Below are 24,208 nucleotides of genomic sequence, written 5' to 3'. Positions count from 1 at the left end.
TGATCGCTTTCTCGTGCTCTCTCGGCAGCCAGTGGCTGTCATTGCGCCCGGCCTCGCGGCCGGGCTTTTTTTGTCTGTCGCCTGAGGGGGCGATCGGTGGTGCCTGAGGAAATGCGCTGGTGCATGTCGCCCTTGGGCGGCATGCACCAGCGCTGGAACGCCTGTCAGGTAGGTATCAGGCGTTGGCGGCGACGGCCACCGGGGCGGCGCCGCGCTTGATCGCGGCGTAGCCCAGGCCGGTGATCAGCGAACCGGCGACAATGGCGCCGAGGTAGAGCAACACCGGGGTGATGGCATTGGGAATCAGCAGCACGAAGATGCCGCCATGGGGCGCCATCAGCTGCGCGCCGACCAGCATGGAGAGGGCGCCGGTGATGGCCCCGCCCAGCATGCAGGCCGGGATCACCCGCAGCGGATCCTTGGCGGCGAAGGGGATGGCGCCCTCGCTGATGAAGCACAGCCCCAGCACGAACGACGCCTTGCCCGCCTCGCGCTCCGGCTCGGAGAACTTGTGGCGGGCGACGAAGCTGGCGATCCCCATGCCGATGGCCGGGACCATGCCGGCGGCCATGATCGCCGCCATCGGTGCGTAGGTCTGGGTCGAGAGCAGGCCGACGCCGAAGGTGTAGGCGGCCTTGTTGACCGGTCCGCCCAGGTCGAAGCACATCATGGCGCCGAGCAGGATGCCGAGCAGCACCGCGTTGGTCGAGTCCATGGCCGCGAGGAAGCTGGTCAGGCCAGCCAATATCGCCGCCACCGGCTCGCCGATCACGTAGATCATGGTCAGGCCGGTGACCAGGCTGGCGATCAGCGGAATGATCAGGATCGGCTTGAGCGACTCGACGCTCGACGGCAGCCGCACGTGGCGGGTCACCGCCAGCGCCACGTAGCCGGCCAGGAAGCCGGCGAGGATGCCGCCGATGAAGCCGGCACCGATCTCCGCCGCCAGCATGCCGCCGATCATGCCCGGGGCGATGCCCGGCCGGTCGGCGATGGAATAGGCGATGTAGCCGGCCAGCACCGGGATCATCAGGGCGAAGGCCGTGCCGCCACCGATCTGCATCAGCGCCGCGGCGAGCGTGCCCTCCTGCTCGAAGGCCTCGATGCCGAAGACGAAGGAGAGCGCGATCAGCAGACCGCCGGCCACCACCATGGGCAGCATGAAGGAGACGCCGGTGAGCAGGTGCTTGTAGACGCCCTTCTCCTTGAGGCTCTTCTTCGCCTCGCTGCGACGCGTGGCGCCGGCGGCGTCCTCCACCTCGGCCTCGGCCAGCGCCGCCTCGATGGTGGGACGCGGCTTCTTGAGCGCATTGCCGGTGGAGGTGCGATAGATGCGCTTGCCGGCGAAGCGGGTCGGATCGACCTCGATGTCGCAGGCGAGTATCACCACTTCGGCCGCGGCGATCTCTTCATCGGTGAGCTTGTCCTGGGCGCCGACGGAGCCCTGGGTCTCCACGCGGATCGCATGCCCTAGCGCCTTGCCCGCTTCGCTCAATGCCTCGGCGGCCATGAACGTATGGGCCACGCCGGTGGGGCAGGCGGTCACGGCGACGATGCTGCTGCCGCCGGCCTTGGGCGTGGCACTTACGGTTGCCATCGTGGCAGGCGGTGTGTAATCGGAAGCCTCGCGCCGAGCGCGCTCGAGGAAGGCTTGGGGGTCGGGCAGTGCCTCGTCGGTGCTTGCCTGGAACAGGCGCTTGCCGGCAAAGCGTTCGGCGGCGGGGACCTGGTCGGCGGCGATCACGATCAGGTCGGCTGCAGCAATGGCCTCGGCCGGGACGGGCTCGACGGCTTCGAGCTGGCTGTGCATCTCGACGCTGGCCTGCCAACCCAGCCGACGGGCGGCCTGCTCCAGGCGACGGGCGGCGAGGAAAGTGGTGGCCATGCCACTGGGGCATGCGGTAACGATGATCACGTTCATGCGAGGGCTCCCCCTGCGTCGACGTCGTTGAGGCGCCGTACGCGGGTCTGTTGTTGGAGTTGCGGAAAGTCGTCGGCGTGGAGGTTGCCCACGCCCAGGTGACGAACCGATTCGGCGGAAAGGGCGGTGGCCAGGCGCAGGGCCTGGTCGGGCGGGTGGCCCGAGAGCACACCGTGCAGCAGGGCGGCGAGCAGGGTATCGCCGGCGCCCACGGTGCTGGCCACCGCCAGGCGCGGCGGCATGGCCTGCCAGGCGCCGCGGCGGCTGACCCACAGCACGCCGGCGGGGCCGGCGGAGATCACGGCCTCCTCGATGCCGGCGGCATAGAGGCGCAGTGCCGCCTTGAGCCGTGCCTCGGCGCTCTCCAGGCTCTCGCCGGCCCAGGCGGCGAGCTCCTGCTCGTTGGGCTTGACCGCGGTGGTACGCGCCTCGATGGCCCGGGTCAGCGCCTCGCCGCTGGTATCGACCCATACCGGCAGCCCGGCACCGCGCAGGCGGGCGATCAGCCCGGCGAGATCGGTCGGCGCCACGCCGGGTGGCAGGCTGCCGGCGATGACCACGGCGTCGGGCCGGCGTCGCGGATCGTCGATGCGCGTATCGAGCCCGTCGAGCAGGCGCTGCCAGGCGGCGGCATCGATGGCCACGCCGGGTCCGTTGATGTCGGTGACCCGGCCGTCGGCCTCGGCGAGCTTGGCGTTGATACGGGTCTCACCGGGTACGCGCAGGAAGGCGTCCTCCACGCCCATGGCCTCGAAGGCGCGCAGGAAGGGACCGTCGTTGTCGGCGCCGAGAAAGCCCGACACGGTGACGTCGTGGCCGAGATCGGCCAGCACCCGGGCCACGTTGACGCCCTTGCCGGCTGCCGTCAGGTGGGTCTCGCGGGTGCGGTTGACCGCGCCCGGCGTCAGCCGTTCCAGGCTCACGGAAAGATCCAGCGCGGGATTGAGCGTCAGGCAGAGCACGCGGGCCATCAGCGTACCTCCAGGGCGTCGCGGACCGCCTCGCTGGTGGCCTGGGCCAGCGCCAGCTCGGCCTGGGCGCGGGCTTCGGCGAGGTCGAACTCGCGCAGCCGCGCCTTGACCAGCGGTACCTGGCGCGCGCTGACCGAGAGTTCGTCGACGCCGAGCCCGACCAGCACCGGCACGGCCAGGGTGTCGCTGGCCAGCTCGCCGCACACGCCGACCCACTTGCCATGGGCATGGGCCGCCGCCACGGTCATCTCGATCAGGCGCAGCACCGCCGGGTGCAGGCCGTCGGCCTGGGCCGAGAGGGCGGGGTGATCGCGGTCAATGGCCAGCGTGTACTGGGTCAGGTCGTTGGTGCCCACCGAGAAGAAGTCGACCTCGGCGGCCAGCGTCGGTGCCAGCAGGGCGGCCGAGGGTACCTCGATCATCACGCCGAGCTGTACGTCGGTGGCCCGATCGGCGGCGGGGATCTCGTCGAGCAGGCGGTCGAGGATGGCGCGTGCCGCGCGGAACTCGGCGATGTCCTTGATCATCGGCAGCATGATGCGCAGCGGCCTCGGCGCCTGCTCCGGTGCGGGTGCGGCCGCCATCAGCAGCGCGCGCAGCTGGGTCTCGAGCACCTCGGGGCGGGTCAGGGACAGGCGGATGCCGCGCAGGCCGAGGAAGGGATTGTCCTCGCGGGGCACCGGCCAGTAGGGCAGCGGCTTGTCGCCGCCCACGTCCAGGGTGCGGGCCACCAGCGGGCGGCCGCCGAGGGCCTCGAGCGCCTCGCGGTACTCACCGACCTGGGTGTCGAGGTCCGGCTCCTGGGCATGGGCCATGAACAGGAATTCGGTGCGCAGCAGGCCGACGCCCTCGGCGCCGCGCTCCACGGCATCGGCGGCATGGGCGGTATTGCCCAGGTTGGCGGCCACTTCGACGCGGTGACCGTCGCGGGTACGCGCCTCCTCGAAGCGCGCCTCCCACGCCTCGGCTTCGCGCTGCTGGCGCTCGGCCAGGCGCTGCTCGGCGGCCGCGCGGCGCTCGGCGGAGGGCGCCGGGATCACCCGGCCGCGCTCGCCGTCGAGGATCAGCTCCCCGCCGCCTGCCAGCGTCAGCACGCGCTCGCCGGCGCCCACCACCGCGGGGATGCCCAGCGCCCGGGCCAGGATCGCGCTGTGCGCGGTGGCACCGCCGCGGGCGGTGAGCAGGCCACGCACCCGGCGCGTGTCGAGGCGCGCCACGTCGGAGGGGCCGATGTCGTCGGTGACCAGGATGTAGGGCGTTTCCGGCGGCTCGGGCAGCTTTACCTCGCACAGGACACCGAGCACGCGGCGGCCGACGTCGCGCAGGTCGGCGGCGCGCTCGGCCAGCAGCCGGTCGGCGAGCATCTCCTGGGCGTGGGCGGCGGTCTCGATGGCTTCCCACCAGGCAGCCTCGGCGGAGCGGCCGTCCTGGATGCCCTCGCGGGCCGCCTCGAACAGCTCGGGGTCGCGCAGCATCTCCTCGTGCATGGAGAGGATCTGGGCCACCTCGCCGCCGCGGGCTTCGCGCTCCAGCGCCTCGAGCTGTGCTGCACCCTCGGCGATGGCGTCCTGCAGGCGGCGCTGCTGCCCGGCGGGATCGGCGGCATGCTGGGGGTAGTCGAAGCGCGGTGTCTGCAGCACGAAGACCGGAGCGATGGCGAGCCCCGGCGAGGCTGCCACGCCCTGGTGGGGGGTATCGTCGGGCAGCGGCTCGGCGGGGGCTTCGTCCGCTTGTGGCGTGATGCGCTCGCGGCTCTCGTCGAAGGGCAGGACCTGTTCGCCGAGGCCGTCCGCCACGGCCCGGCAGACGGCGTCGAGCGCCGCCCGGGCGTTGTCGCCCTCGGCGGAGAAGGCCAGCTGCTGGCCGCGCCGGGCGCCGAGGTTGATCACCTTGGTCAGGCTGGTGGCCGGCACCGCGGCGCCGCCCCCTTCGGCCAGGCGCACATGGATGGGCAGGCCCTGCTGCCGGGCGACCTGCACCAGCTGCTTGGCCGGGCGGGCATGCAGGCCGTGGGCGTTGAGCACCCGAGCGAGCCGGGTATGGGCCGTAGCCGACTCGCCCGCCAGCCGGGCCAGCACGGTGGCGGCGTCGGCGCCGGGCAGTTCGGCCGCGGCGCCGCTGTCGAGCAGCGCCAGGATGCGCTCCAGCAGGCCGCGATGAGCGTCGCCCTGGGCGGCCAGGCAGAACACGCCTTTTACCTCTTCGCCGACATTGGCCAGCCGTGTATCGGGGGTGGCCAGGGCCAGCGCCGGACTCTCCACCCCCTGCTCGCTGGCGGTCAGCCACAGCCCCTGGCCGAGTGGAAGCGGCTCTCGCTCGGCCATCTCGGCGACGAACCGATTCTCGACGCAGCCGAGCTGGCGCAGGCGGGCGGCTCCGGCCAGGGCCAGCTCGCGGGTGTCGCGGGCGGGAAACCCGAGGCACAGGGTCTCGGCGTCCAGCCGCGCTTCCACCTGCGCCTTCGACAGCAGCGCGGCGACTTCCGCGGCGGAGCGGGCTTCGGCCAGGCGCTGGCCGACGCTGTCGTCGTCGAGCACATGGGTGAGCTGGCGCAGGATGCCGAGATGCTCGTCGCTCTGGGCCGCGATGCTGACCAGCACGTGCACGCGCTGGCCGTCATGCCATTCGACCCCGGCCGGAAACTGCAGCACGCGCACGCCGGTGGTACGCACGTGTTCGCGGCTCTGGGGCGTGCCATGGGGAATGGCGATGGCGTTGCCGAGATAGGTCGAGGATTGGGTCTCGCGCTGGAACAAGCCGTCGCGATAGGCGGGCGAGGTCAGTCCCGCCTGGTGCAGCGACTCGGCGGCCTGGTCCAGCGCGGCGCGCCAGTCGGGCGCCTGACAGTCGAGGTGGATATCCTCGGGGCGTAGCGTGAGCATCGTGTATTCTCCTGGGCGCGTTCAGGCGGCAAGCCGGCGCATCTCGAACGGGATCGTCCGGATCGTTCTTGCTGAATCGTGTCAGCTTGCATATCAATCATGCTGGAACGATTCATCTGGTTTCGCAAGCCGCGTTTACTTAGACTTTGGGAGGAGGCGGAAAGGCCCGGGCGTGACGTAGAATCGCTCCCTGACACAGAGGAAACCCATGACTCTCGCCGAAATCGCCAGGCTGGCCGGGGTATCGCGTACCACCGCCAGCTACGTCATCAACGGCAAGGCCGCCGAGCGACGCATCAGCCAGGACACCGTGGACAGGGTCATGGCGGTGGTGCATGAGCACCGCTATCGGGTCGATGCCCAGGCCGCGGCACTGCGGCGTGGCTCGAGCCGCACGCTGGGCCTGATCGTGCCCGATCTGGAGAACGTCAGCTATGCGCGCCTGGCCAAGCGCCTCGAGCGTGGCGCCCGCGAGCAGGGCTACCAGTTGCTGATCGTCGGCTCCGACGACCAGCCGGACGCCGAGCGCGACCTGGCGCTGTCGCTGCGTGCCCAGCGCTGCGAGGTGCTGATCACCGCCAGTTGCCTGCCCATGGACGACCCCTTCTATGGCGAATTGCTGCAGGGAGGCCTGCCGGTGGTGGCGGTGGACCGTGGCTTCGATCCAGGACGTTTTGCCAGCGTGGTGAGCAACGATCGTGAAGCCGCCGAGCAGTTGACGCGCTCGCTGCTCGACGAGTCGGTGACGCGCATCGCCTGGCTCGATGCGGTGCCGGCGCTCTCCATCAGCCGTGAGCGACGGGCCGGCTTCCAGCGGGCGCTGGCGGGGCACGGCGCGACGCCGCTGATCCTCGGCGCCGAGCGCTACGATCGTGCCGACGGCGCCCGGCTGATGCGCGAGCTGCTCGAGCATGACGGCCTGCCGGATGCCGTCGTCACGGCGTCCTACACGCTGCTCGACGGGGTCTTCGACGTGCTGCTCGAGGAGGGTGGCCTGCCGCAGGCGCTGCGCCTGGCCACCTTCGGCGACAGCCGCCTGCTCGACTTCCTGCCGCTGCCGGTCAACTCGGCGGTGCAGGACCACGACCGCATGGCGGCGATGGTGCTGACCTGCGCCCTGGCGGCTTCGCAGGGCGACTACCGGGTGGGTCAGCAGGTCGTGCCGCGCACGCTGCGTCGCAGGCTGCCGGTCAGGTTCGCCTCATGACTCGCTAGCCGCGCAGCCTGGCCAGGTCGTCACGGTCGGGCAGGGCGGCATAGGCGCCGGGCCGGGTCACCGCATGGGCGCCGCAGTTGGCGGCGGTGCTCAGTGCACGACGCAGGAAAACGTCGTCTTGGTGCCAGCCGCCGTCGATGCCCTTCTCTTCGCAGTGGCCGGCCAGCTCGGCGAGCAGCCCGCCGATGAAGGCGTCGCCGCCGGCGGTAGTGTCCACCGCCTCGACCCGCGGCGGCCTATGCCGCAGTTCCCTGCCCACGCCCAGGGCGCGTACCTCGCGGGGACCGTCGGTGATCACCACCAGCCTGACGCCGGCGGCCAACCGCTCGGCCAGCCAGGCGTCGGCCGGGTGATCGGCGCGCAGGTAGTCGAGTTCGTCGGTCGAGAGCTTGACCAGGGCGGCACGGTCGATGAGCTGGGTGACCAGGGCGATGTCGGCGCTGCCGCCGGCCCACAGGTTGTGGCGCAGGTTGGCATCGACGCTGACCAGGCAGCCGGCGCGGCCGGCCATGTCGGCCATGGCCAGGGTCGTGTCGGCGATTTCCGGCTCGGTCAGGCTGTTGCTGCACAAGTGCAGGATGGCGGGGTCGGCGAACACGCCGGCCGGCAGGTGTTCCAGGCGGTAGAGCAGGTCGGCGGCGGGCGGGCGGTAGAAGTCGAAGGTGCGCTCGCCGCTGGCATCGCGGGAGACGAAGGCCAGCGCCGTGCGCGCCTTGCGGGTGCGCACGGCGCCGGAGAGGTCGACGCCGTGAGAGGCAAGTTCGGCGACGAGGAAGTCGCCGAAGTGGTCAGCGCCGAGCATGCCGAGGAAGCGGCTGGGCACGCCCAGCCTGGCGCAGGCCACGGCGACGTTGGCCGGCGCGCCGCCGGCGTAGGGGGTGAAGGTTTCGGGGGCATCGCCGTCCGCCTCGCCGAGGCGGCTGGAGAGCATGTCGACGAGAGCTTCGCCGAAGGCGATCACGGGCGTCATCTGTGTCCTCTCGAACTGTCGTTGTCGTGGGTCGGCGTGCGCTCAGGCCACCTCGTGTCCGCGTGCCGCCTCGAGCAGGGCGTACCAGGCCGGGCGATCGAGCTCGAGCCCGGCGTCCGCCTGCAGCCTGGCGATGCGCTCGGCGCGCAGGCTACCGATCACCGGGCGCGGCTGGCCGGGCAGGGCGCGCAGCCAGGCCAGGGCAAGGCCGGCAGGAGAGACGCCGCGCTCCTCGGCGAGCCGTGCAAGCAGCGGGCCGGCCGGCCCTTCGCAGACCCGGCCGCCGCCCAGCGGCGACCAGGCGAGCGGTACCAGGCCATCGTCGATCAATGCATCATAGCTGCCGTCGAACAGCGGCAGGGCATGATCGAGCGAGAGCTGCAGTTGATGGACCGAGAGGCGATGATGCATGACGGCCTGCAGGCGTCGCCACTGGGTGGGCAGGAAGTTGGAGACCCCGGCGGCGGCGATCTTGCCCGCGTCGATGGCGTCGTCCAGCGCGCGGCCCGTGGCCTCGGCATCCATCAGCGGGCTGGGTCGATGGAGCAGGAAGTGGTCGAGGCGCTCCACGCCCAGGCGGGCCAGCGAAGCCTCGATGCTGCGGGCGAGGTAGGCCGGCGAACTGTCGTAGTGCTTGACGCGAAACGATGAGGCGTCGCGCCCGGGTGTGACGATGCTGGCCTTGGTCACGACCCGCACTCGTGCGGCGAGCCCGGGGCGTGTGCGCAGGGCTGCGCCGAACAGGGCCTCGCCCTGGGTATCGCCGTAGATGTCGGCGTGGTCGAACCAGTCGAGCCCTTCGTCGAGGCGGGCTTCGATCCAGGCTGCCAGGCGCGCCGGCGCATGCAGGTCGGCCACCTCGTGCAGGCGCATCATTCCCAGCAGGAAAGGCGTCTCCAGCGATCCGGCCGCGTGCTTCACGAGCCTGCCTCGCACGTCAGGGTCGTGCCCAGCAGGTGTTGGGCGCCGGGTACCAGCCACACCGGGTCGAGGCGGGTATTGGCCGATTCCACGCAGAGGAAGTGGCGTGCGGCCACGACCGGCGTGTCGTCGGGCGGCGTCTCGCCCGGGTGCCACACCACCACCGAGTCGCTGCCCTGGCGGGCGATGCGCAGGCGGCGGTCGCCGTCGTCGAGCACCGCCTCGGCGTTGCTGTGGTAGATACGATCGAGGCCGCCGCGCACGGCGAGTTCGCCCTGCTGCTCGCGTTCGGCGAAGCCGGCCAGCTTGTCCAGATAGCGGGCGCCGGCCAGCCCTTCGACGCGGCAGGCGAAGCTGTCGGCCACGGCCAGGTAGCTGTGCAGGGCGCCGCTGAGCTTGACCGGGGTCTCGCCGACGTGCTCGGTGATCAGCTCCACGTGCAGGCGCCGGGCATTGGCCTGGATCACCGCGCGCGGCACCAGTTGGCTGTGCAGGCGCTCGGTGGGGGAGAGATGCAGCTCGACGCCGCCCTCGTGCTCGTCGGCCGCTTCCAGGCGCCACTGTGCCTTGCGCGCCGGGCCGTGCATGGGGCCGGAGCGATCGGGGCTCTCGTCGGCGCCGCGTTCGTCGGCGAACCAGGGCCAGCACAGCGGAATACCGCCGCGAATGGCGCCGGGCAGCGCCTGGGGCGTAGGCGTGACCCACAGCCAGCCGCCGGGCACCAATGCTTCTTCCCCCTCGCCCATGGCCACGGGCGCGCCAGCTCGCACGGGGGTGGACGCGTAAGGTAGCGAGCCTTCAGCTGGCGTGGCGTCGGACGCCGGTAGAAAATGAAGCACCTGGGCGCCCTGCAAGCAGACGGCCAGTTCGCCCCAGGCTTCACGGGCCAGCCACACGCGGCGATCGGCCCACTCGCACTCACGCTGGCCGTCGGTGTCGTCGAGCAGGGCTCGCAGGCTTGGCGGAATCATGCGTACTCCTCTCCTTGCTTCACTTCGTCATTCCACTTCTTCGTTGCGCAGGGCCTCGGCGGCGCCCAGCAGACCCGGCCAGGGAGCGGTGACCACACGAACCGGGATGGCGCGGGTGTAGTCGCTCATGCGGCCCTTGTCGGTGAAGGCCTCGACGAAGCGGCTCCGGGGCAGCCACTCCAGCAGCCGTGGCAGGATGCCGCCGCACAGGTAGACCCCGCCGCGTGCCCCCATGGTCAGCGCGGCGTCGCCGCAGACATCGCCGAGGATCTTGAGAAACCGCAGCAGCGTATCACGGGCGATGCCGTCGCCGCCCGCGGCGGCGGCGGTGACCTCGGCCGGGGTCTGGCAGCTGGGGTTGGCACCCTTCAACGAGCAGTGTGCCAGGTAGAGATCGAGCAGCCCCTGGCCGCACAGGATGCGCTCCACCGAGACCCGGCCGTAGCGGTTGCGGAAGTGGCGCAGCAGGTTCTGCTCACGCTCGTCGGTAGGAGCGAAGGTGACGTGGCCACCCTCGGTGGGCAGCGGGATCCAGGCGCGACGGCCCGGGAAGATGCCGCCCACGCCGAGCCCGGTGCCCGGGCCGATGACCAGGCAGGTGGCGTGGTCGCGCGCCACGCCCGGGTGGATCTCGACCAGCTCGTCGGCGGCGAGGTGGGGAACACCCAGGGCCTGGGCGGTGAAGTCGTTGATCACCTTGAGCCGCTCGAGGCCGAGCGCCGTCTGCGCCTCGCGGCGCGAGAACGACCAGTGATTGTTGGTCATGCGCACCCGATCGTCGCCGATGGGACAGGCGAAGGCCAGGCAGGCTTCCCGCGGCGCCGCCTCGGCAACCAGCCCGACCCGGGCCAGGTAGTCGCGCACGGCTTCGACCAGGCCGGGGTAGTCGGCGCAGGGCAGCGCGAGGATGTCGTGGGGCGTGAACTCGCCGGGAGTGACCAGGGCGAAGCGGGCATTGGTGCCGCCGATATCGCCGATCAGGGCCGGTCGGGTCATTGATCCTCCTGGGAGATCTTCTCGAGCTCGCGGGAGAGGACCTCGTCCTCGAAGCCGCCGAACACGCCGGCGCCCAGTTCGGCGCTGGCGGCCAGGTGGCGGAAACCGCCGAACAGCTCGCGGCCCATGCCGAAATGGTAGCGCTCCAGGTTGGGCTCGATGCTGCTGCGACCGGCGAACTCGGCGGCATCGACCAGTACGGTCAGCTCGCCGCGCTCGGCATCGAGGCGCACCACGTCGCCATCGCGCAGGCGCGCCAGCGGGCCGCGATCCACCGCCTCGGGGGTGACATGGATGGCGGCCGGGACCTTGCCCGAGGCGCCCGACATGCGCCCGTCGGTAACCAGTGCCACCTTGTGGCCGCGGTCCTGCAGCACGCCGAGGAAGGGGGTGAGCTTGTGCAGTTCGGGCATGCCGTTGGCCTTGGGGCCCTGGAAGCGCACCACCACCACCACGTCCCGATCGAGCTCGCCCGACTCGAAGGCGGCCTTGACCTGGTTCTGGTCGTCGAAGATGCGTACCGGTGCCTCCACCACGCGGTGTGCCTGCTTGACCGCCGAGATCTTGATCACGCCACGGCCGAGGTTGCCGTTGAGCACCACCAATCCGCCGGTGGGGGCGAAGGGATTGGCGACCGGGCGCAGCACGTCGGCGTCGAGGCTCTCGGTCGGCCCCTCGCGCCAGGTGAGCTTGCCGTCCTCGAGGAACGGTTCCTGGGTGTAGGCGGAGAGGTCGGTACCGAACACGGTGGGGATGTCGGCGTGCAGCAGACCGGCGCCGAGCAGCTCGCGGATCAGCAGGCTCATGCCCCCCGCGGCCTGGAAGTGGTTCACGTCGGCGCTGCCGTTGGGGTAGATCCGGGTCAGGCTCGGTACTACCGCCGAGAGATCGTTGAAGTCGTTCCAGTCGATGGTGATGCCGGCGGCGGCGGCCATCGCCACCAGGTGCAGGGTGTGGTTGGTGGAGCCGCCGGAGGCGAGCAGGCCGACCATGGCGTTGACGATGGCGCGCTCGTCGATCTGCCGGTAGAAGGGCCGGTAGCTGCCGCTCTGTTCGGTGTTGCGCACCGCCTGTTCGGCGGCGTAGCGGGTCAGGGCCTCGCGCAGCGGGGTGCCAGGGTTGACGAAGGAGGCCCCGGGCAGGTGCAGGCCCATCATCTCCATCATCAACTGGTTGGAGTTGGCGGTGCCGTAGAAGGTGCAGGTGCCGGGGCTGTGGTAGGAGCGCGACTCGGCCTCGAGCAGCTCCTCGCGACCCACCTTGCCCTCGGCGTAGAGCTGGCGAATGCGCGCCTTCTCGTCGTTGGGCAGTCCGCTGGGCATCGGGCCGCCGGGCACGAACACCGCCGGCAGGTGGCCGAAACGCGCCGCGCCGATGAACAGCCCCGGCACGATCTTGTCGCAGATGCCCAGGTAGAGGGCGGCGTCGAACATGTTGTGCGACAGTGCCACGGCGGTGGCCATGGCGATCACGTCGCGGGAGAACAGCGACAGCTCCATGCCGGGCATGCCCTGGGTGACGCCGTCGCACATTGCCGGCACGCCGCCGGCGAACTGGGCGGTGCTGCCCATGCCGCGGGCGGCCTGCTTGATGATCTCCGGATAGCTCTCGAATGGCCGGTGGGCCGAGAGCATGTCGTTATAGGACGAGACGATGGCCAAGTTGGCGCTGTTGGTCAGCTTGAGGCGGTCCTTGTCACCGGCATGGTCGCAGCCGGCGAAGCCGTGGGCCAGGTTGCCGCAGGAGAGCTCGCCGCGGTGCACGCCCTGCTGGTGCTGTGCGGCCATGTGCGCCTCGTAGAGCTTGCGGCGCTGGTGTGAGCGCTGCCGGATGCGGTCGGTCACCTGCTCGACGGTGGGGTTTAGTGCGGTGGGGCGAGCCATGAGAGCACCTCGCGTCGTTGGGCGATGAATGTAAATTTACACAATTGTCTCCCATCGCATGGCAAATTTGAAGGCGCCTCGTCGAAAGTATGTAGTTTTATTACGGCGATGGAAAAGCGTTGGTGGGTCTGGGCACAATGTAGGCGGCCGTCGGCCAGTTGTCAGCCGGCGCTTCGGTTACCTGCCTCACGGGAATGCCATGTCCGAGCTGATTCTCAAGCGGCTGCCCGCCATCGAGGCGGTGGCGGCGGCGCCATGGAATGCGCTGATCGACGAGGATCATCCTTTCCTGCGCCATGAGTTCCTCCACGCGCTGGAGGCGAGCGGGGCGGTGGGCCGGTCGACCGGCTGGCTGCCGAGCCACCTGACCCTGTGGCGCGGCGAGACCCTGGTCGGCGTCATGCCCCACTACCACAAGTTCCACTCCTACGGCGAATACGTGTTCGACTGGGCCTGGGCCGATGCCTGGGAAAGCGCCGGCGGGCGCTACTACCCCAAGGGGCTCACGGCGATCCCGTTCTCTCCGGTGCCGGGCCAGCGGCTGGCCCTGGCGGAGGGCGTCGATCCGCTGGCGGCGCGACGGGTGCTGGCCGAGGCCTGGGAGGGAGATGCGCTGTCGGGCTGGCACCTGCTGTTCGCCACGGACGCCGAGGTCGAGGGCTGGCTCGCCGCGCGTCCCGGTCTGCTGGTCCGTCACGGCGTGCAGTTTCAGTGGCAGGACCGCGGCTACGGTGATTTCGAGGGTTTCCTCGAGGCCCTCACGGCAAAGCGGCGCAAGACGATTCGTCGCGAGCGCCGCCGGGTGGCCGAACAGGGTCTGCGCCTGCATCGTCTGGCCGGAGAGGCGATCGGCGTACGCGACCTGGAGCACTTCTTTCGCTGCTACGAGATCACCTACCTCGAGCGCGGCCGCCATGGCTACCTCAATCTCGACTTCTTCCGCCGCCTGCGTCGCACCATGCCCGAAAGCCTGGTGCTGATCCAGGCGCGCCTGGATGACCAGCCGGTGGCCGCCGCGCTCTGCCTGCAGGGACGTCGCACGCTCTACGGGCGCTACTGGGGCAGCGAGGTGCTGGCCGACTGCCTGCACTTCGAGGCGTGCTACTACCAGGGCATCGAGCACTGCCTGGCCCATGGCCTCACCTGCTTCGACCCCGGGACCCAGGGCGAGCACAAGCTCACCCGCGGCTTCGCCCCGAGGCGGCTGCGCTCGCTGCACCACATCGCCGACCCGAGACTGCGCGACGCCCTGGCCGGCTTCTGCGACGAGGAGCGCCGTCACGTCGACGCCTACTGCCGGGCCGCCGGGCGAGCTTTGCCCTTCCGCAGGTGAGGCGTTCAGGGCGTGAGCCGGGCAGGCGATGATGGCATAATGCCGGCCATTCAGAATCATGAGGACATCAGCCGATGCTCAAGTGGCTTGCCATCGCCCTGCTCCTGCTGCTGGCGCTGCTGCAGTATCGCCTGTGGCTCGGCGACGGCGGCATTCGCGAGCTGCATGAGATACGCGAGCGTGTGGCCGTGCTCGATGCGGCCAACAAGCCGCTGCGCGACCGCAACGCGCGGCTGGCCGCCGAGGTGGTGGATCTCAAGACGGGGCTCGATGCCATCGAGGAGCGCGCGCGCAGCGACATCGGCATGGTGCGCACCGACGAGCAGTTCTACTGGGTGCCCGGCGTGGTGTCCGAGGCTGGCCGGGAGCAGGCCGGTACGGCTGGTGGACGAGGGGGCATGAATGAGTGAGCGTCTGTGGCTGGTGGTGCCGGCAGCGGGGCGCGGGCGGCGCATGGGGGGCGCGCTGCCCAAGCAGTACCTGGCGCTGGAAGGGCAGCCGGTGCTGGCGCATACCCTGGCGCGGCTGCACCAGGCCTTTCCCGCGGCCCGGCTGTGCCTGTGCCTCGATGCCGACGACGCCCACTTCGATCCGGCCTGGGTGCCCTTCGGCCAATGGCGGCGCAGCGAGGGGGGCAGCGAACGCGCCGATTCGGTGCGGCGGGCGCTGGAGGCCATCGCCGACGATGCGGATGCCGACGACTGGGTGCTGGTCCACGACGTGGCGCGCCCCTGTGTGCGGGTCGACGACCTGGTGCGGTTTTACGCGGCCTTGAAGCGGAACCCGGTGGGTGGGCTGCTGGCGACGCCCGTGGCCGATACCATGAAGCGCGATGACGGCCGGCGGCACGTGGCGAGCACGGAGCCGCGCGACGGGCTGTGGCAGGCCCAGACACCGCAGGGCTTTCGCTACGGCCTGCTGCGACGCGCACTGGGCGAGGCGCGAGTGCGCGGAGGCGACATCACCGACGAGGCGTCGGCGGTGGAGGCGCTGGGCCTTGCGCCGCTGCTGGTGCCCGGCCGGCGCGACAACATCAAGATCACCCACCCGGAAGATTTGGCACTGGCGGGCCACATCCTGGCCGCCCAGCGGGATGAGCCCCCGTCGAGCCCCGGGCACCTGCACGAGGAGACCCCCTGAATGCTGCGCATCGGCCACGGCTTCGATGTCCACCGCTTCGGTGCCGGCGACCACCTCATGATCGGTGGCGTCGCCATTCCCTTCGACCACGGCTTCGTTGCGCACTCCGACGGTGACGTCCTGCTGCACGCCATCAGCGATGCACTGCTCGGCGCCTGTGCGCTGGGCGACATCGGCCGCCACTTTCCCGATACCGACGCCGCCTGGGCCGGTGCCGACAGCCGCGCCCTGCTGCGCCACGTGCTGGCGCTGGTGCGCGAGGCCGGCTACCGGGTCGGTAACGTCGATGCCACGGTGATCGCCCAGGCGCCGAAGCTGGCGCCCCACGTCGCCGCCATGTGCAGCCACATCGCCGAGGACCTCGAGCTCGCCCTGAATGCGGTCAACGTCAAGGCCACCACCAGCGAGCGACTGGGCTTCACCGGCCGCGGCGAGGGCATTGCCGCCGAGGCCGTGGTTCTGCTCGTCCGCGAGGAGGCCGTCGCGTGAGCGAACCCACCCGCCCGGGCGACTGGCCGCGCGCCACCGAAGCCGAGTTCGGCCCCCCGCGCAGGGGGGAGTTCCGCGCCACGCCCGAAGACTTCGTGGTGGAGGAGATCCTCGGCTTCGCGCCCGAAGGGCAGGGCGAGCACCTCTGGCTCTGGATCGAGAAGCGCGGGCTCACCACCCTCGAGGCGGTGCGCCACCTGGCGCGGGCCTGCGGCGTGCCGGTGCGTGCCGTGGGCTACTCGGGCATGAAGGATCGCGTTGCCGTGACCCGGCAGTGGCTCTCGGTCCACCTGCCGGGCCAGTCGGCGCCGGACGACCTGGCCGCACGGTTGGCCGACTGCGGCGTGAACGTCCACGAGCAGGTCCGCCATCCGCGCAAGCTCAAGCGCGGCGTGCACCGGGCCAACCGTTTCCAACTGCGCCTCACGGGGGAGGCGATCGGCGACGACCTCGAGGCGCGCTGGGCCTGGCTGTGCCGCCATGGCGTGCCCAACCTGTTCGGTCCCCAGCGCTTCGGCCCGGCGGGGCGCAACCTGGCGCGGGCCAGGGCGCTGCTGGCGCGCGGCTGGCGCAAGCGCGACGATCGTGAGGGCATGCTGCTCTCGGCGGCTCGCAGCTACCTGTTCAACGAACTGACGGCCATGCGCCTGATCGATGGCAGCTGGCGACGGCTGGTGGCTGGGGACGTGGCGATCCTCGACGGCAGCGCAAGCCAGTTCAGCGTGGCCGTCGTCGATGCCGAGCTGAGCGAGCGGGCCGACCGCCTCGACCTCCACCCCTCCGGCGTGCTGTGGGGGACGGGCGCCTCGCTCGCGACGGACGTGGCAGCACGTTACGAGGGGGGGCTGGCCGAGCGCCACGCTGCGCTCTGCCGAGGGCTGGAGCAGGCCGGGGTACGCATGGCGCGGCGCGCCCTGCGCATGCGCCTGGGGCAGCCGCGGCTCGAAAGGGCCGAAAGCGTGGCGCAGCTCGATTTCCACCTGCCGCGCGGCAGCTTCGCCACGGCGGTACTGCGCGAACTCATCGACCATCCCACCTTGACGCTTCCGGTAGAGGGCTAACCGAATGCGCAGACTCCTGCTTTCCAACGATGACGGCGTGCATGCACCGGGCCTGCGTGCCCTGTACGAGGCCCTGGAGCCCCATGCCCGGCTGCGCGTGGTGGCGCCCGACCGCGACCGCAGCGGTGCCAGCAACTCGCTGACCCTCAATCGCCCCCTGGCGCTGACGGCACTGGACAACGGCTTCCACTGTGTCGACGGCACGCCGGCCGACTGCGTCTACCTGGGCGTCAACGGCGTGTGGGACGAGCGCCCCGACCTGGTGATCTCGGGGATCAACCACGGCGGCAACCTGGGCGACGACGTGCTCTACTCCGGCACCGTGGCGGCGGCCATGGAGGGCCGCAACCTGGGCATGCCGGCGATCGCCATGTCGCTGGTGGGCTCGCGCCACTTCGATACCGCCGGCCGCGTGGCGGCGAGCCTGGTGGGGGCGGCCGACCAGCTCTCGCTACCGCCGCGCAGCCTGCTCAACGTCAACGTGCCCGACCTTCCCTGGGAGGAGATCCAGGGCTTTCGCGTGACCCGCATGGGCTATCGCGGCCCGGCGGCACGGCCGATGGAAGTGCGCGATCCGCGGGGCCGGCTGCGCTACTGGATTGCGGCGGTGGGGGAGAATGCCGATGATGGACCCGATACCGACTTCGCCGCCATCGAGGCGGGCTTTGTTTCGATCACGCCGCTGCAGACCGACCTGACGCAGCGTGCGGCCATTGCGGATGTGCAGGGCTGGTTGGATGCATTCACCTGAACGATTACCCGAACTGTTGCGCGGTGTCGGCATGACCTCGCAGCGAACCCGCGATCGCATGGTGGCGCGCCTGGCCAGGCAGGGCATCACCGATGAACGGGTGCTGCGTGTGATGGCCGCCGAGCCACGCCATTTCTTTCTCGACGAGGCGCTGGCCCACCGCGCCTATGAGGATACCTCGCTGCCCATCGGTCATGGCCAGACGCTGTCCCAGCCGTGGATGGTGGCGCGCATGACCGAACTGGTGATGCAGGAAGCCCCGGGGCGCGTGCTGGAGATCGGCACCGGCTCCGGCTACCAGACGCTGATCCTGTCGCGCCTGGTGCCGGAACTCTGGTCGGTCGAACGAATCAATGCCTTGCATCACCGGGCGGCGAAGCGGTTGCGCCTGCTGCAGGCGCACAACGCGCGCCTGCGGCTGGCGGATGGCGGCCACGGCTGGCGGGAGGCGGCGCCGTTCGACGTCGTGCTGCTCACGGCCTGCGCCCACGAGTTGCCCGAGGTGCTGATCTCGCAGCTCGGCGAAGAGGGCGTGATGATCCTGCCCCTGGCCGACCCCGACGGCGAGCAATGGCTGACCCGGGTGCGCCGCGCGGGTTCCCAACATGACGTCCAGCGGCTGGAACGCGTGCGCTTCGTGCCGTTGTTGCAAGGAGTGATTCGTTGAAGCGACAACTCAGTGTCTTCCTCAAGGGTGCCGGCATGGGGGCGGCCGATGCCGTCCCCGGCGTTTCCGGTGGCACCATCGCCTTCGTCACGGGCATCTACGAGGAACTCATCCACACCATCAAGCAGTTCGGGCCCAGCGCCTTCACGGCCTGGCGTCGCGGGGGGCTAGGGGGGCTCTCCGCCCATCTCAACCTGGTCTTCGTGCTGCCGCTGCTGCTCGGCATCGGCGCCAGCCTGGTCAGCGTGGCGCACCTGGTCGTGTGGCTCATGGAGGATTACCCGCTGCTGCTCAACGGCTTCTTCTTCGGCCTGGTGGCGGCCTCGGCCATCGTCGTCAGCCGGCATCCGGCCGACTGGAAGTTCTGGCACCTGATCCCGCTGATCGTCGGCCTGCTGCTGGCCCATGGGCTGCCGTCGCTGATGCCGCTGGTCACCCAGCTGGGCAGCCCCTCGCTGGTGCTGGTCGTCGGCGGCGCGATTGCCATCAGCGCCCTGTTGCTGCCGGGCGTGTCCGGCAGCTTCCTGCTGTTGACCATGGGCCTCTACGGCACCGTGATGCAGGGCATCCGTAGCTTCGACCTGCCGCTATTGGCGACCTTTGCCGTGGGCTGCCTGATCGGCCTGTTCGGCTTTTCGCGGCTGCTCTCCTGGCTGCTGCGTCATCATCACACCGCGACCCTGCAGCTATTGATCGGCTTCATCGTCGGCTCGCTGCCGGTGCTGTGGCCGTGGCGCGAGCTGGTACGCTACCAGCTCGGCCCCCAGGACCAGGTGATCCCGCTCGATTACCGCTACCTGACGCCGGGCGACTATGCCGACCTGACCGGAGAGCCTGGTCTGCTGGTACCCGTGATGGTCGCCATGCTGGTCGGGGGGGCGCTGGTACTGGCGCTGGGCCGCCATTCGGGGGGCAGGACACCTGGCTCGGCAGGCAACGGCTCTCGCAAATCGTCCGACAACAAGGAGGGCTCCAATGCGTAAGGTATTTCTCGTTTCGGCCGTTGCCATGGCCATGGCCGGCTGTGTTGCCCAACAGGAGTATTCCACTCCCCAGGTTCGCGATCTTTCGGTGGGCCGCGAGCGCGCCCCGGCCAGCCACTACACGGTCGAGGCCGGCGATACCCTGTATGGTATCGCCTGGCGCCACGACATGGATTATCGCGACCTGGCCAGGCTCAACCAGATCGGCCCGCCTTATCGTATCGAGCCCGGCCAGCAGCTGCGCCTGAGCGACGGTGAGGCGGCGCCATCCGGCGGGACGCGCTCGGATGAGCCGGAGGAGGGGCAGGTCGCGACGGCCACGGCGCTGGGCGGCACCGCCGCGGTGCAATCGGGCGACGACGACTGGCTGCTGCCAGACGAGGAGGCCATCGAACGCAACCGGCGGCTGACGGCGGAGCCCCTTGCACAGGAGGGAGGTGGGCCGAGCGATACCGCGATCGCCGGCGCGCAGAGTGTCGCCGGGGCGCCGTCCCAGCCGGAGCCCCAGCCCGAGACCCAGTCCCAGCCGGAGTCCCAGTCCCAGCCGGAGCCCGCGGTGGAGCCCGAAGCGGCCGTTGCCGTGCAGCCCGAATCCGAGCCGCAGCAGGAGCCGCAAGCCCAACCCCAGGAGGATGCCGGCACGCAGGTCGCCGGTGAGCCGGAACGTCAACCCGAAAGCAACGGTCGTAGCTATACACCGGTGGACGACGTACCCTGGCAGTGGCCCACCGACGGCGAGCTGGTTGGTCGCTTCGGCGAAGGTGGAAGCATCACCGCCGGCATTGATATCGCCGGGCAAAAGGGGCAACCTGTCAGAGCAGCCGGACCCGGTATCGTGGTCTATGCCGGCAGCGGGGTGCGGGGCTACGGCAACCTCATCCTGCTCAAGCACAACGACCAGTTCCTGAGCGCCTACGCCCACAACGACAGCCTCCGGGTAACGGAGAACGACGTGGTCGAAGCCGGTCAGGTGATCGCCACCATGGGCGACAGCGATGCCGAGAGCGCCAGGCTGCACTTCGAGGTGCGCAAGGATGGCCAGCCTCAGGACCCCCTGAAGTTTCTGCCGGAACGCTAGCCAGTATCGCGGTTGCCGTCGGGGCGTCAGGTGGGCCTTGGTACCGAAGGGTGCCATGAGGAGTCATAACAAATAGAACTCGGCGTGCTGTAAGCCATGCCAGAGCAACAGGCATTTCAGGACGAAACCACGGGGTAGCAACCGATGAGCATGCTTGAACGGGACCTTCAGGATGTTGATCTCGATGACGTCACCGAGGCCGACCAGGACCTCGAGACGGATTCGGACACTTCGGCCAGTGACGATGACGCCGCCTTCGAGAAGGCGCTGAGTCGCGAGGACAAGCATTACCACCACAGCCTCGACGCCACCCAGATCTATCTCAACGAGATCGGCTTCTCGCCCCTGCTGACGCCAGAGGAGGAGGTCCACTTCGGCCGCCTGGCGCAGAAGGGCGACCCCGCGGGGCGAGCGAGAATGATCGAGTCCAACCTGCGCCTGGTGGTCAAGATCGCCCGGCGCTACCTCAACCGCGGGTTGACCCTGCTCGACCTGATCGAGGAGGGCAACCTTGGCCTGATCCGCGCGGTGGAGAAATTCGACCCCGAGCGTGGCTTCCGCTTCTCCACCTATGCCACCTGGTGGATTCGCCAGACCATCGAGCGGGCGCTGATGAACCAGACCCGCACCATCCGGCTACCGATACACGTCGTCAAGGAGCTCAATATCTACCTGCGGGCGGCACGCGAGCTGACCCAGAAGCTCGATCACGAGGCCACCCCGGAGGAGATTGCCGATCATCTCGACAAACCGGTCGAGGCGGTGAAGAAGATGATGGGGCTCAACGAGCGGGTCTCCTCGGTGGACTATCCCATGGGAGGCGACAGCGACAAGCCGTTGATCGAGACCCTGGCCGACGACAACGAACAGGGCCCCGAGTCGTCGCTGGTCGACGTCGACGTCAAGCAGCACGTCGACGAGTGGCTGGCGGAGCTGACCGAGAAGCAGATGGAGGTGGTGGTGCGCCGATTCGGGCTGCGTGGCCACGAGGCGGCCACCCTCGAGGAAGTCGGCGACGAGATCGGCCTGACCCGGGAACGGGTGCGACAGATACAGGTGGAGGCGCTGAAGAAGCTGCGTCGGGTGCTCGAGAAGCAGGGCCTCTCGATGGACAACATCTTCAACGAATAGCCACCGTGGCGGGAGAAACGGCAGCCGACCTCCAGGTCGGCTGCATATTTTCTGCATGCTGCTGAGGTATCATTAGCGTCCTCATGATGCAGGGATGAACAAGGGAAAAGAACATATGCTTCGCCCATCTTTCGCACGACGCTTGCCGCGTCGGGGGCTGGCGGTTCTCGTCGGCTTCCTCATGGCTGGCAATGCCCAGGCGGCCGACCTCTGGACCATTGCCCAGGACGCCCTGGCCAACGACGCCGAGCTGTCGTCCACCCAGGCCGCCTTCCAGGCTACCGAGGCCGCACGGGACGTACAGCGCGGTACGCTGTTGCCGCAGATCTCCGTGGGCGGCAATGCGGCGCACACCCGAACCTATTCGAGCTCCAACGAGGGGTTGCGGATTCCTGGCGTTCCGGCCGAGGCATTCGAGACAGAAGATTCCGTCAACAGCGTCGGGCTGAGCCTCGATGCCGAGCAGGCGCTCTACGACCCGACCCGTCGCGCCCAGCTGGAGCGGGCCGAGCGCGAGATCGACCGGGATGCCCTGGGGGTCGACGCAGCGGCCCAGCAGCTGCTCTTCGACGTGTCCAACGCCTACTTCGAGATCCTTCGGGCCCACGATGTCCTCAGCGCGCGGCGCGCCCAGGAAACCGCCATCGAGCGCCAGCTGGAGCAGGCGCAGGAGCGCTTCGAGGTGGGGCTGATCGCGATCACCGACGTCCATGAGGCCCAGGCCTCCTATGACCTGGCCCGTGCCCAGCGCCTCGCCGCGGAGGGGGCCATGCGGGTCAGCTTCGAGGCGCTCGAGCGCCTGACCGGGCATCGCTACGACAGCATCGAAGCGCTGGACGACGAGGTGCCGATTGCTCGCCCCGTGCCAGCGGATCGTGAAGCCTGGGTCGAGCTCGCCATGGCCAACAGCCCGCTGGTGCTGTCGGCCGAGGCCGCCATCGAGGTGGCACGCAGCAGCGTCGATATCTCGCGCGCCGCGCGTCAGCCTACGCTCTCGGCCTTCGCCAGCTACGGCTGGTCGGAATCCGATCGCACGGGCACGGATGAGCAGTCGGAGAGCCAGGTCGGCCTGCGCGCCAGCCTGCCGCTCTATACCGGCGGCTCGACCCAGGCACGGATTCGCCAGAGCGGCTTCCTGCTCGAAGCCAGCCAGTACGACTTCGAAGCCCAGCGGCGCGATACCATTCAGCAGGTGCGCTCGTTGTTCACGCGCGTCAACAACGACGTCGAGACGGTCGAGGCACGGCGCCAAGCAATCGTCTCCAACCAGAGCGCCCTGGAGGCGACGCGTTCGGGCTACGAGGTGGGCACGCGTAACATCGTCGACGTCCTCAATGCCGAGCAGAACCTGTTCAATGCCATCGCCGAACATGCCGAGGCGCGCTATGACTACATCCTCGGTCTGCTGCAGCTGCAGCAGCAGGCGGGGCTGCTCGGGCCGGACTCGATCCAGTCCGTCAACGCCTGGCTCTCCGAGGGGGAGCGCGTCTCGCTGGAATTGCCCGACGAGGCCAACGACGACCCGGTCATGAACATCGGCGAGCGACCGCAGGCGCCTTCCTGATGATTTGCTGAGTTGCCGGCTTTTTGCGGCGTGATATGTCGAAAGCCACCGAGAAATCGGTGGTTTTCTTCGTGAAGTGGCGGTGCATATAGAAGATAATCGTGCGCTCATTTTTCCTGTGGGAGGTTGCCCGTGGCCAGGCCCCTGATTGCCGATGTCGATCTTGACGCCCTGCGTCACAACTATGCGCTGGCCCGTGAGCTGGCCGGCGGCAGCCGGGCCCTGGCCGTGATCAAGGCCGACGCCTACGGCCATGGTGCCGTGGCCTGTGCCGGCGCGCTGGAGGCCCTGCCCGCCGGACGACGGCCGCCGGCCTTTGCCGTGGCCTGTCTGGAGGAGGCCGAGGCCCTGCGCGAGGGGGGCATCGTGACGCCCATCGTGCTGCTCGAGGGTATCTTCGAGGCGCAAGAACTGGCCCGTGTCGAGGCGCTGGGGCTGTGGATGGCGGTGCACAGCGACTGGCAGGTGGAGGCACTGCTGGCGTACCGGCCGGCCCGGCCGATCCCGGTGTGGCTCAAGGTCGATTCCGGCATGCACCGGCTGGGCTTCCCTCCCGATCAGGTGGCCGCGGTGTGGGAGCGCCTGTCCGCCGCGCCGGCCCATGCCACCGGATTGCTGCTGATGAGCCACTTCGCGACCGCCGATGCTCGCGATTCCGCCTATTTCGACCGGCAGCTGGCGTGCATGCAGGCGCTGGCCCATCGCCTGGGGGCGTCGCTGTGCCTGGCCAATTCACCGGCGACCCTGGCCTGGCCCCAGGCCCACGGCAGCTGGGTCCGGCCCGGCGTGATGCTGTATGGCAGCGATCCGCTGGAACAGCCGAGCGAGGCGAGTCGCCGCCTCGAACCGGTGATGACGCTGCGTTCCGAGATCATCGCCGTGCGCGAGCTGGCGGTGGGCGAGCCGGTGGGTTATGCCGGTCGCTGGCGGGCGTCGCGGCCGTCGCGCATCGCGGTGGTGGCCTGCGGCTATGGCGACGGCTATGATCGGCATGCCGCGGATGGCACCCCCGTACTGGTGGCGGGGCGGCGCACGGCGATTGCCGGCAAGGTCTCGATGGACATGCTCACCGTGGACGTGACCGACATCCCCGAGGCCGGCATCGGCAGCGAGGTGGTGCTGTGGGGGCGGTCTCGCCATGGCGCGGTGCTCTCCGTCGACGAGGTGGCCCGGCATTGCGATACCATTAGCTACACGCTGCTGACCGGCATCTTGCCGCGGGTGCCCAGACACTATTCGCAGCGTACCTGAGCGTTGCTTGCCTTCGCCCAACTCGAGCC

Annotated in this window: 21 protein-coding genes; 13 read left to right on the top strand and 8 right to left on the bottom strand. The window is 69.8% G+C overall.

Features of this window, described 5'->3' with window-relative positions; all coding sequences use genetic code 11:
- Positions 1–175: 175 nt before the first annotated feature.
- Genes HNO51_RS15545 through ptsP form a run of 3 tightly spaced genes read right to left on the bottom strand, consistent with a single transcriptional unit; the run spans position 176 to position 5,774 of the window.
- Positions 176–1,921, bottom strand: coding sequence for a PTS fructose-like transporter subunit IIB (locus tag HNO51_RS15545; RefSeq protein WP_209537814.1), 1,746 nt, complete (start codon positions 1,919–1,921; stop codon positions 176–178).
- Positions 1,918–2,892 carry a 1-phosphofructokinase gene (gene pfkB, locus HNO51_RS15540; RefSeq protein ID WP_197448152.1) on the bottom strand — a complete coding sequence of 325 codons (975 nt, stop codon included), beginning with the start codon at positions 2,890–2,892 and terminating at the stop codon, positions 1,918–1,920. The genes HNO51_RS15545 and pfkB overlap by 4 nt, the downstream gene beginning before the upstream one ends.
- Positions 2,892–5,774: a phosphoenolpyruvate--protein phosphotransferase gene (gene ptsP, locus HNO51_RS15535; RefSeq protein ID WP_209537813.1), complete on the bottom strand. Its 2,883-nt coding sequence runs from the start codon at positions 5,772–5,774 to the stop codon at positions 2,892–2,894. Before ptsP ends, pfkB begins: the two co-directional genes overlap by 1 nt.
- Positions 5,775–5,982: 208 nt before the next feature.
- Between ptsP and cra the strand changes: the two genes are divergently transcribed.
- On the top strand, positions 5,983–6,981 hold the full coding sequence (cra, locus tag HNO51_RS15530) for a catabolite repressor/activator (RefSeq protein ID WP_209537812.1): 999 nt from the start codon (positions 5,983–5,985) through the stop codon (positions 6,979–6,981).
- Between the two features lie 4 nt (positions 6,982–6,985).
- Here the strand turns inward: cra and HNO51_RS15525 are convergent, their stop codons facing one another.
- From HNO51_RS15525 to edd, 5 genes are read right to left on the bottom strand one after another with little or no spacing between them, the layout of a single operon-like run.
- Positions 6,986–7,960 carry a carbohydrate kinase family protein gene (locus HNO51_RS15525; protein WP_209537811.1) on the bottom strand — a complete coding sequence of 325 codons (975 nt, stop codon included), beginning with the start codon at positions 7,958–7,960 and terminating at the stop codon, positions 6,986–6,988.
- Between the two features lie 42 nt (positions 7,961–8,002).
- A complete protein-coding gene (locus tag HNO51_RS15520; RefSeq protein WP_209539250.1) occupies positions 8,003–8,836 on the bottom strand; it encodes an aldo/keto reductase in 834 nt (277 codons plus the stop codon).
- A 41-nt stretch (positions 8,837–8,877) separates the two neighbouring features.
- On the bottom strand, positions 8,878–9,852 hold the full coding sequence (locus HNO51_RS15515; protein WP_209537810.1) for an aldose epimerase family protein: 975 nt from the start codon (positions 9,850–9,852) through the stop codon (positions 8,878–8,880).
- Between the two features lie 27 nt (positions 9,853–9,879).
- Positions 9,880–10,848 carry a glucokinase gene (gene glk, locus HNO51_RS15510; RefSeq protein ID WP_209537809.1) on the bottom strand — a complete coding sequence of 323 codons (969 nt, stop codon included), beginning with the start codon at positions 10,846–10,848 and terminating at the stop codon, positions 9,880–9,882.
- Entirely contained in the window at positions 10,845–12,731 is a 1,887-nt protein-coding gene (edd, locus tag HNO51_RS15505; RefSeq protein WP_209537808.1) for a phosphogluconate dehydratase, read from the bottom strand. Before edd ends, glk begins: the two co-directional genes overlap by 4 nt.
- A 199-nt stretch (positions 12,732–12,930) precedes the next feature.
- Here edd and HNO51_RS15500 point away from each other — a divergent pair, with 199 nt between their 5' ends.
- From HNO51_RS15500 to alr, 12 genes are all read left to right on the top strand, one after another.
- Positions 12,931–14,064, top strand: a complete 1,134-nt coding sequence (locus tag HNO51_RS15500; RefSeq protein WP_209537807.1) for a GNAT family N-acetyltransferase — start codon at positions 12,931–12,933, stop codon at positions 14,062–14,064.
- Positions 14,065–14,138: 74 nt separating this feature from the next.
- Positions 14,139–14,474 (top strand): cell division protein FtsB, encoded by a 336-nt coding sequence (gene ftsB / locus HNO51_RS15495; RefSeq protein ID WP_197448144.1) that lies wholly within the window; start codon positions 14,139–14,141, stop codon positions 14,472–14,474.
- Positions 14,467–15,204 carry a 2-C-methyl-D-erythritol 4-phosphate cytidylyltransferase gene (ispD, locus tag HNO51_RS15490; protein ID WP_209537806.1) on the top strand — a complete coding sequence of 246 codons (738 nt, stop codon included), beginning with the start codon at positions 14,467–14,469 and terminating at the stop codon, positions 15,202–15,204. Before ftsB ends, ispD begins: the two co-directional genes overlap by 8 nt.
- Positions 15,205–15,693, top strand: a complete 489-nt coding sequence (gene ispF / locus HNO51_RS15485; protein ID WP_209537805.1) for a 2-C-methyl-D-erythritol 2,4-cyclodiphosphate synthase — start codon at positions 15,205–15,207, stop codon at positions 15,691–15,693.
- Positions 15,690–16,754: a tRNA pseudouridine(13) synthase TruD gene (gene truD, locus HNO51_RS15480; RefSeq protein WP_209537804.1), complete on the top strand. Its 1,065-nt coding sequence runs from the start codon at positions 15,690–15,692 to the stop codon at positions 16,752–16,754. Before ispF ends, truD begins: the two co-directional genes overlap by 4 nt.
- 4 nt (positions 16,755–16,758) lie before the next feature.
- Entirely contained in the window at positions 16,759–17,505 is a 747-nt protein-coding gene (surE, locus tag HNO51_RS15475; protein WP_197448140.1) for a 5'/3'-nucleotidase SurE, read from the top strand.
- Complete coding sequence (locus HNO51_RS15470) at positions 17,492–18,172, top strand: protein-L-isoaspartate(D-aspartate) O-methyltransferase (protein ID WP_197448139.1); 681 nt, start codon at positions 17,492–17,494, stop codon at positions 18,170–18,172. The genes surE and HNO51_RS15470 overlap by 14 nt, the downstream gene beginning before the upstream one ends.
- Complete coding sequence (locus HNO51_RS15465; RefSeq protein ID WP_209537803.1) at positions 18,169–19,155, top strand: DUF368 domain-containing protein; 987 nt, start codon at positions 18,169–18,171, stop codon at positions 19,153–19,155. The genes HNO51_RS15470 and HNO51_RS15465 overlap by 4 nt, the downstream gene beginning before the upstream one ends.
- On the top strand, positions 19,148–20,233 hold the full coding sequence (locus HNO51_RS15460) for a peptidoglycan DD-metalloendopeptidase family protein (protein ID WP_209537802.1): 1,086 nt from the start codon (positions 19,148–19,150) through the stop codon (positions 20,231–20,233). Before HNO51_RS15465 ends, HNO51_RS15460 begins: the two co-directional genes overlap by 8 nt.
- A gap of 144 nt (positions 20,234–20,377) precedes the next feature.
- Positions 20,378–21,364, top strand: a complete 987-nt coding sequence (gene rpoS, locus HNO51_RS15455; protein WP_197448136.1) for an RNA polymerase sigma factor RpoS — start codon at positions 20,378–20,380, stop codon at positions 21,362–21,364.
- A 115-nt stretch (positions 21,365–21,479) separates the two neighbouring features.
- Positions 21,480–22,928, top strand: a complete 1,449-nt coding sequence (locus tag HNO51_RS15450) for a TolC family outer membrane protein (RefSeq protein WP_209537801.1) — start codon at positions 21,480–21,482, stop codon at positions 22,926–22,928.
- A 132-nt stretch (positions 22,929–23,060) separates the two neighbouring features.
- Positions 23,061–24,179: an alanine racemase gene (gene alr, locus HNO51_RS15445; RefSeq protein WP_197448134.1), complete on the top strand. Its 1,119-nt coding sequence runs from the start codon at positions 23,061–23,063 to the stop codon at positions 24,177–24,179.
- Positions 24,180–24,208: the final 29 nt, after the last annotated feature.

Source organism: Billgrantia sulfidoxydans, from assembly GCF_017868775.1.
GTDB classification, from domain to species: Bacteria; Pseudomonadota; Gammaproteobacteria; order Pseudomonadales; family Halomonadaceae; genus Halomonas; species Halomonas sulfidoxydans.
This window is presented reverse-complemented; position numbering and strand designations above follow the sequence as displayed.

Excerpts from the sequence above, each read along its gene's own strand:
- HNO51_RS15545 (WP_209537814.1), bottom strand. The coding sequence starts at position 1,921 with ATGAACGTGATCATCGTTACCGCATGCCCCAGTGGCATGGCCACCACT.
- pfkB (WP_197448152.1), bottom strand. The coding sequence starts at position 2,892 with ATGGCCCGCGTGCTCTGCCTGACGCTCAATCCCGCGCTGGATCTTTCC.
- ptsP (WP_209537813.1), bottom strand. The coding sequence starts at position 5,774 with ATGCTCACGCTACGCCCCGAGGATATCCACCTCGACTGTCAGGCGCCC.
- cra (WP_209537812.1), top strand. The coding sequence starts at position 5,983 with ATGACTCTCGCCGAAATCGCCAGGCTGGCCGGGGTATCGCGTACCACC.
- HNO51_RS15525 (WP_209537811.1), bottom strand. The coding sequence starts at position 7,960 with ATGACGCCCGTGATCGCCTTCGGCGAAGCTCTCGTCGACATGCTCTCC.
- HNO51_RS15520 (WP_209539250.1), bottom strand. The coding sequence starts at position 8,836 with ATGATGCGCCTGCACGAGGTGGCCGACCTGCATGCGCCGGCGCGCCTG.
- HNO51_RS15515 (WP_209537810.1), bottom strand. The coding sequence starts at position 9,852 with ATGATTCCGCCAAGCCTGCGAGCCCTGCTCGACGACACCGACGGCCAG.
- glk (WP_209537809.1), bottom strand. The coding sequence starts at position 10,848 with ATGACCCGACCGGCCCTGATCGGCGATATCGGCGGCACCAATGCCCGC.
- edd (WP_209537808.1), bottom strand. The coding sequence starts at position 12,731 with ATGGCTCGCCCCACCGCACTAAACCCCACCGTCGAGCAGGTGACCGAC.
- HNO51_RS15500 (WP_209537807.1), top strand. The coding sequence starts at position 12,931 with ATGTCCGAGCTGATTCTCAAGCGGCTGCCCGCCATCGAGGCGGTGGCG.
- ftsB (WP_197448144.1), top strand. The coding sequence starts at position 14,139 with ATGCTCAAGTGGCTTGCCATCGCCCTGCTCCTGCTGCTGGCGCTGCTG.
- ispD (WP_209537806.1), top strand. The coding sequence starts at position 14,467 with ATGAGTGAGCGTCTGTGGCTGGTGGTGCCGGCAGCGGGGCGCGGGCGG.
- ispF (WP_209537805.1), top strand. The coding sequence starts at position 15,205 with ATGCTGCGCATCGGCCACGGCTTCGATGTCCACCGCTTCGGTGCCGGC.
- surE (WP_197448140.1), top strand. The coding sequence starts at position 16,759 with ATGCGCAGACTCCTGCTTTCCAACGATGACGGCGTGCATGCACCGGGC.
- HNO51_RS15470 (WP_197448139.1), top strand. The coding sequence starts at position 17,492 with ATGCATTCACCTGAACGATTACCCGAACTGTTGCGCGGTGTCGGCATG.
- HNO51_RS15460 (WP_209537802.1), top strand. The coding sequence starts at position 19,148 with ATGCGTAAGGTATTTCTCGTTTCGGCCGTTGCCATGGCCATGGCCGGC.
- rpoS (WP_197448136.1), top strand. The coding sequence starts at position 20,378 with ATGAGCATGCTTGAACGGGACCTTCAGGATGTTGATCTCGATGACGTC.
- HNO51_RS15450 (WP_209537801.1), top strand. The coding sequence starts at position 21,480 with ATGCTTCGCCCATCTTTCGCACGACGCTTGCCGCGTCGGGGGCTGGCG.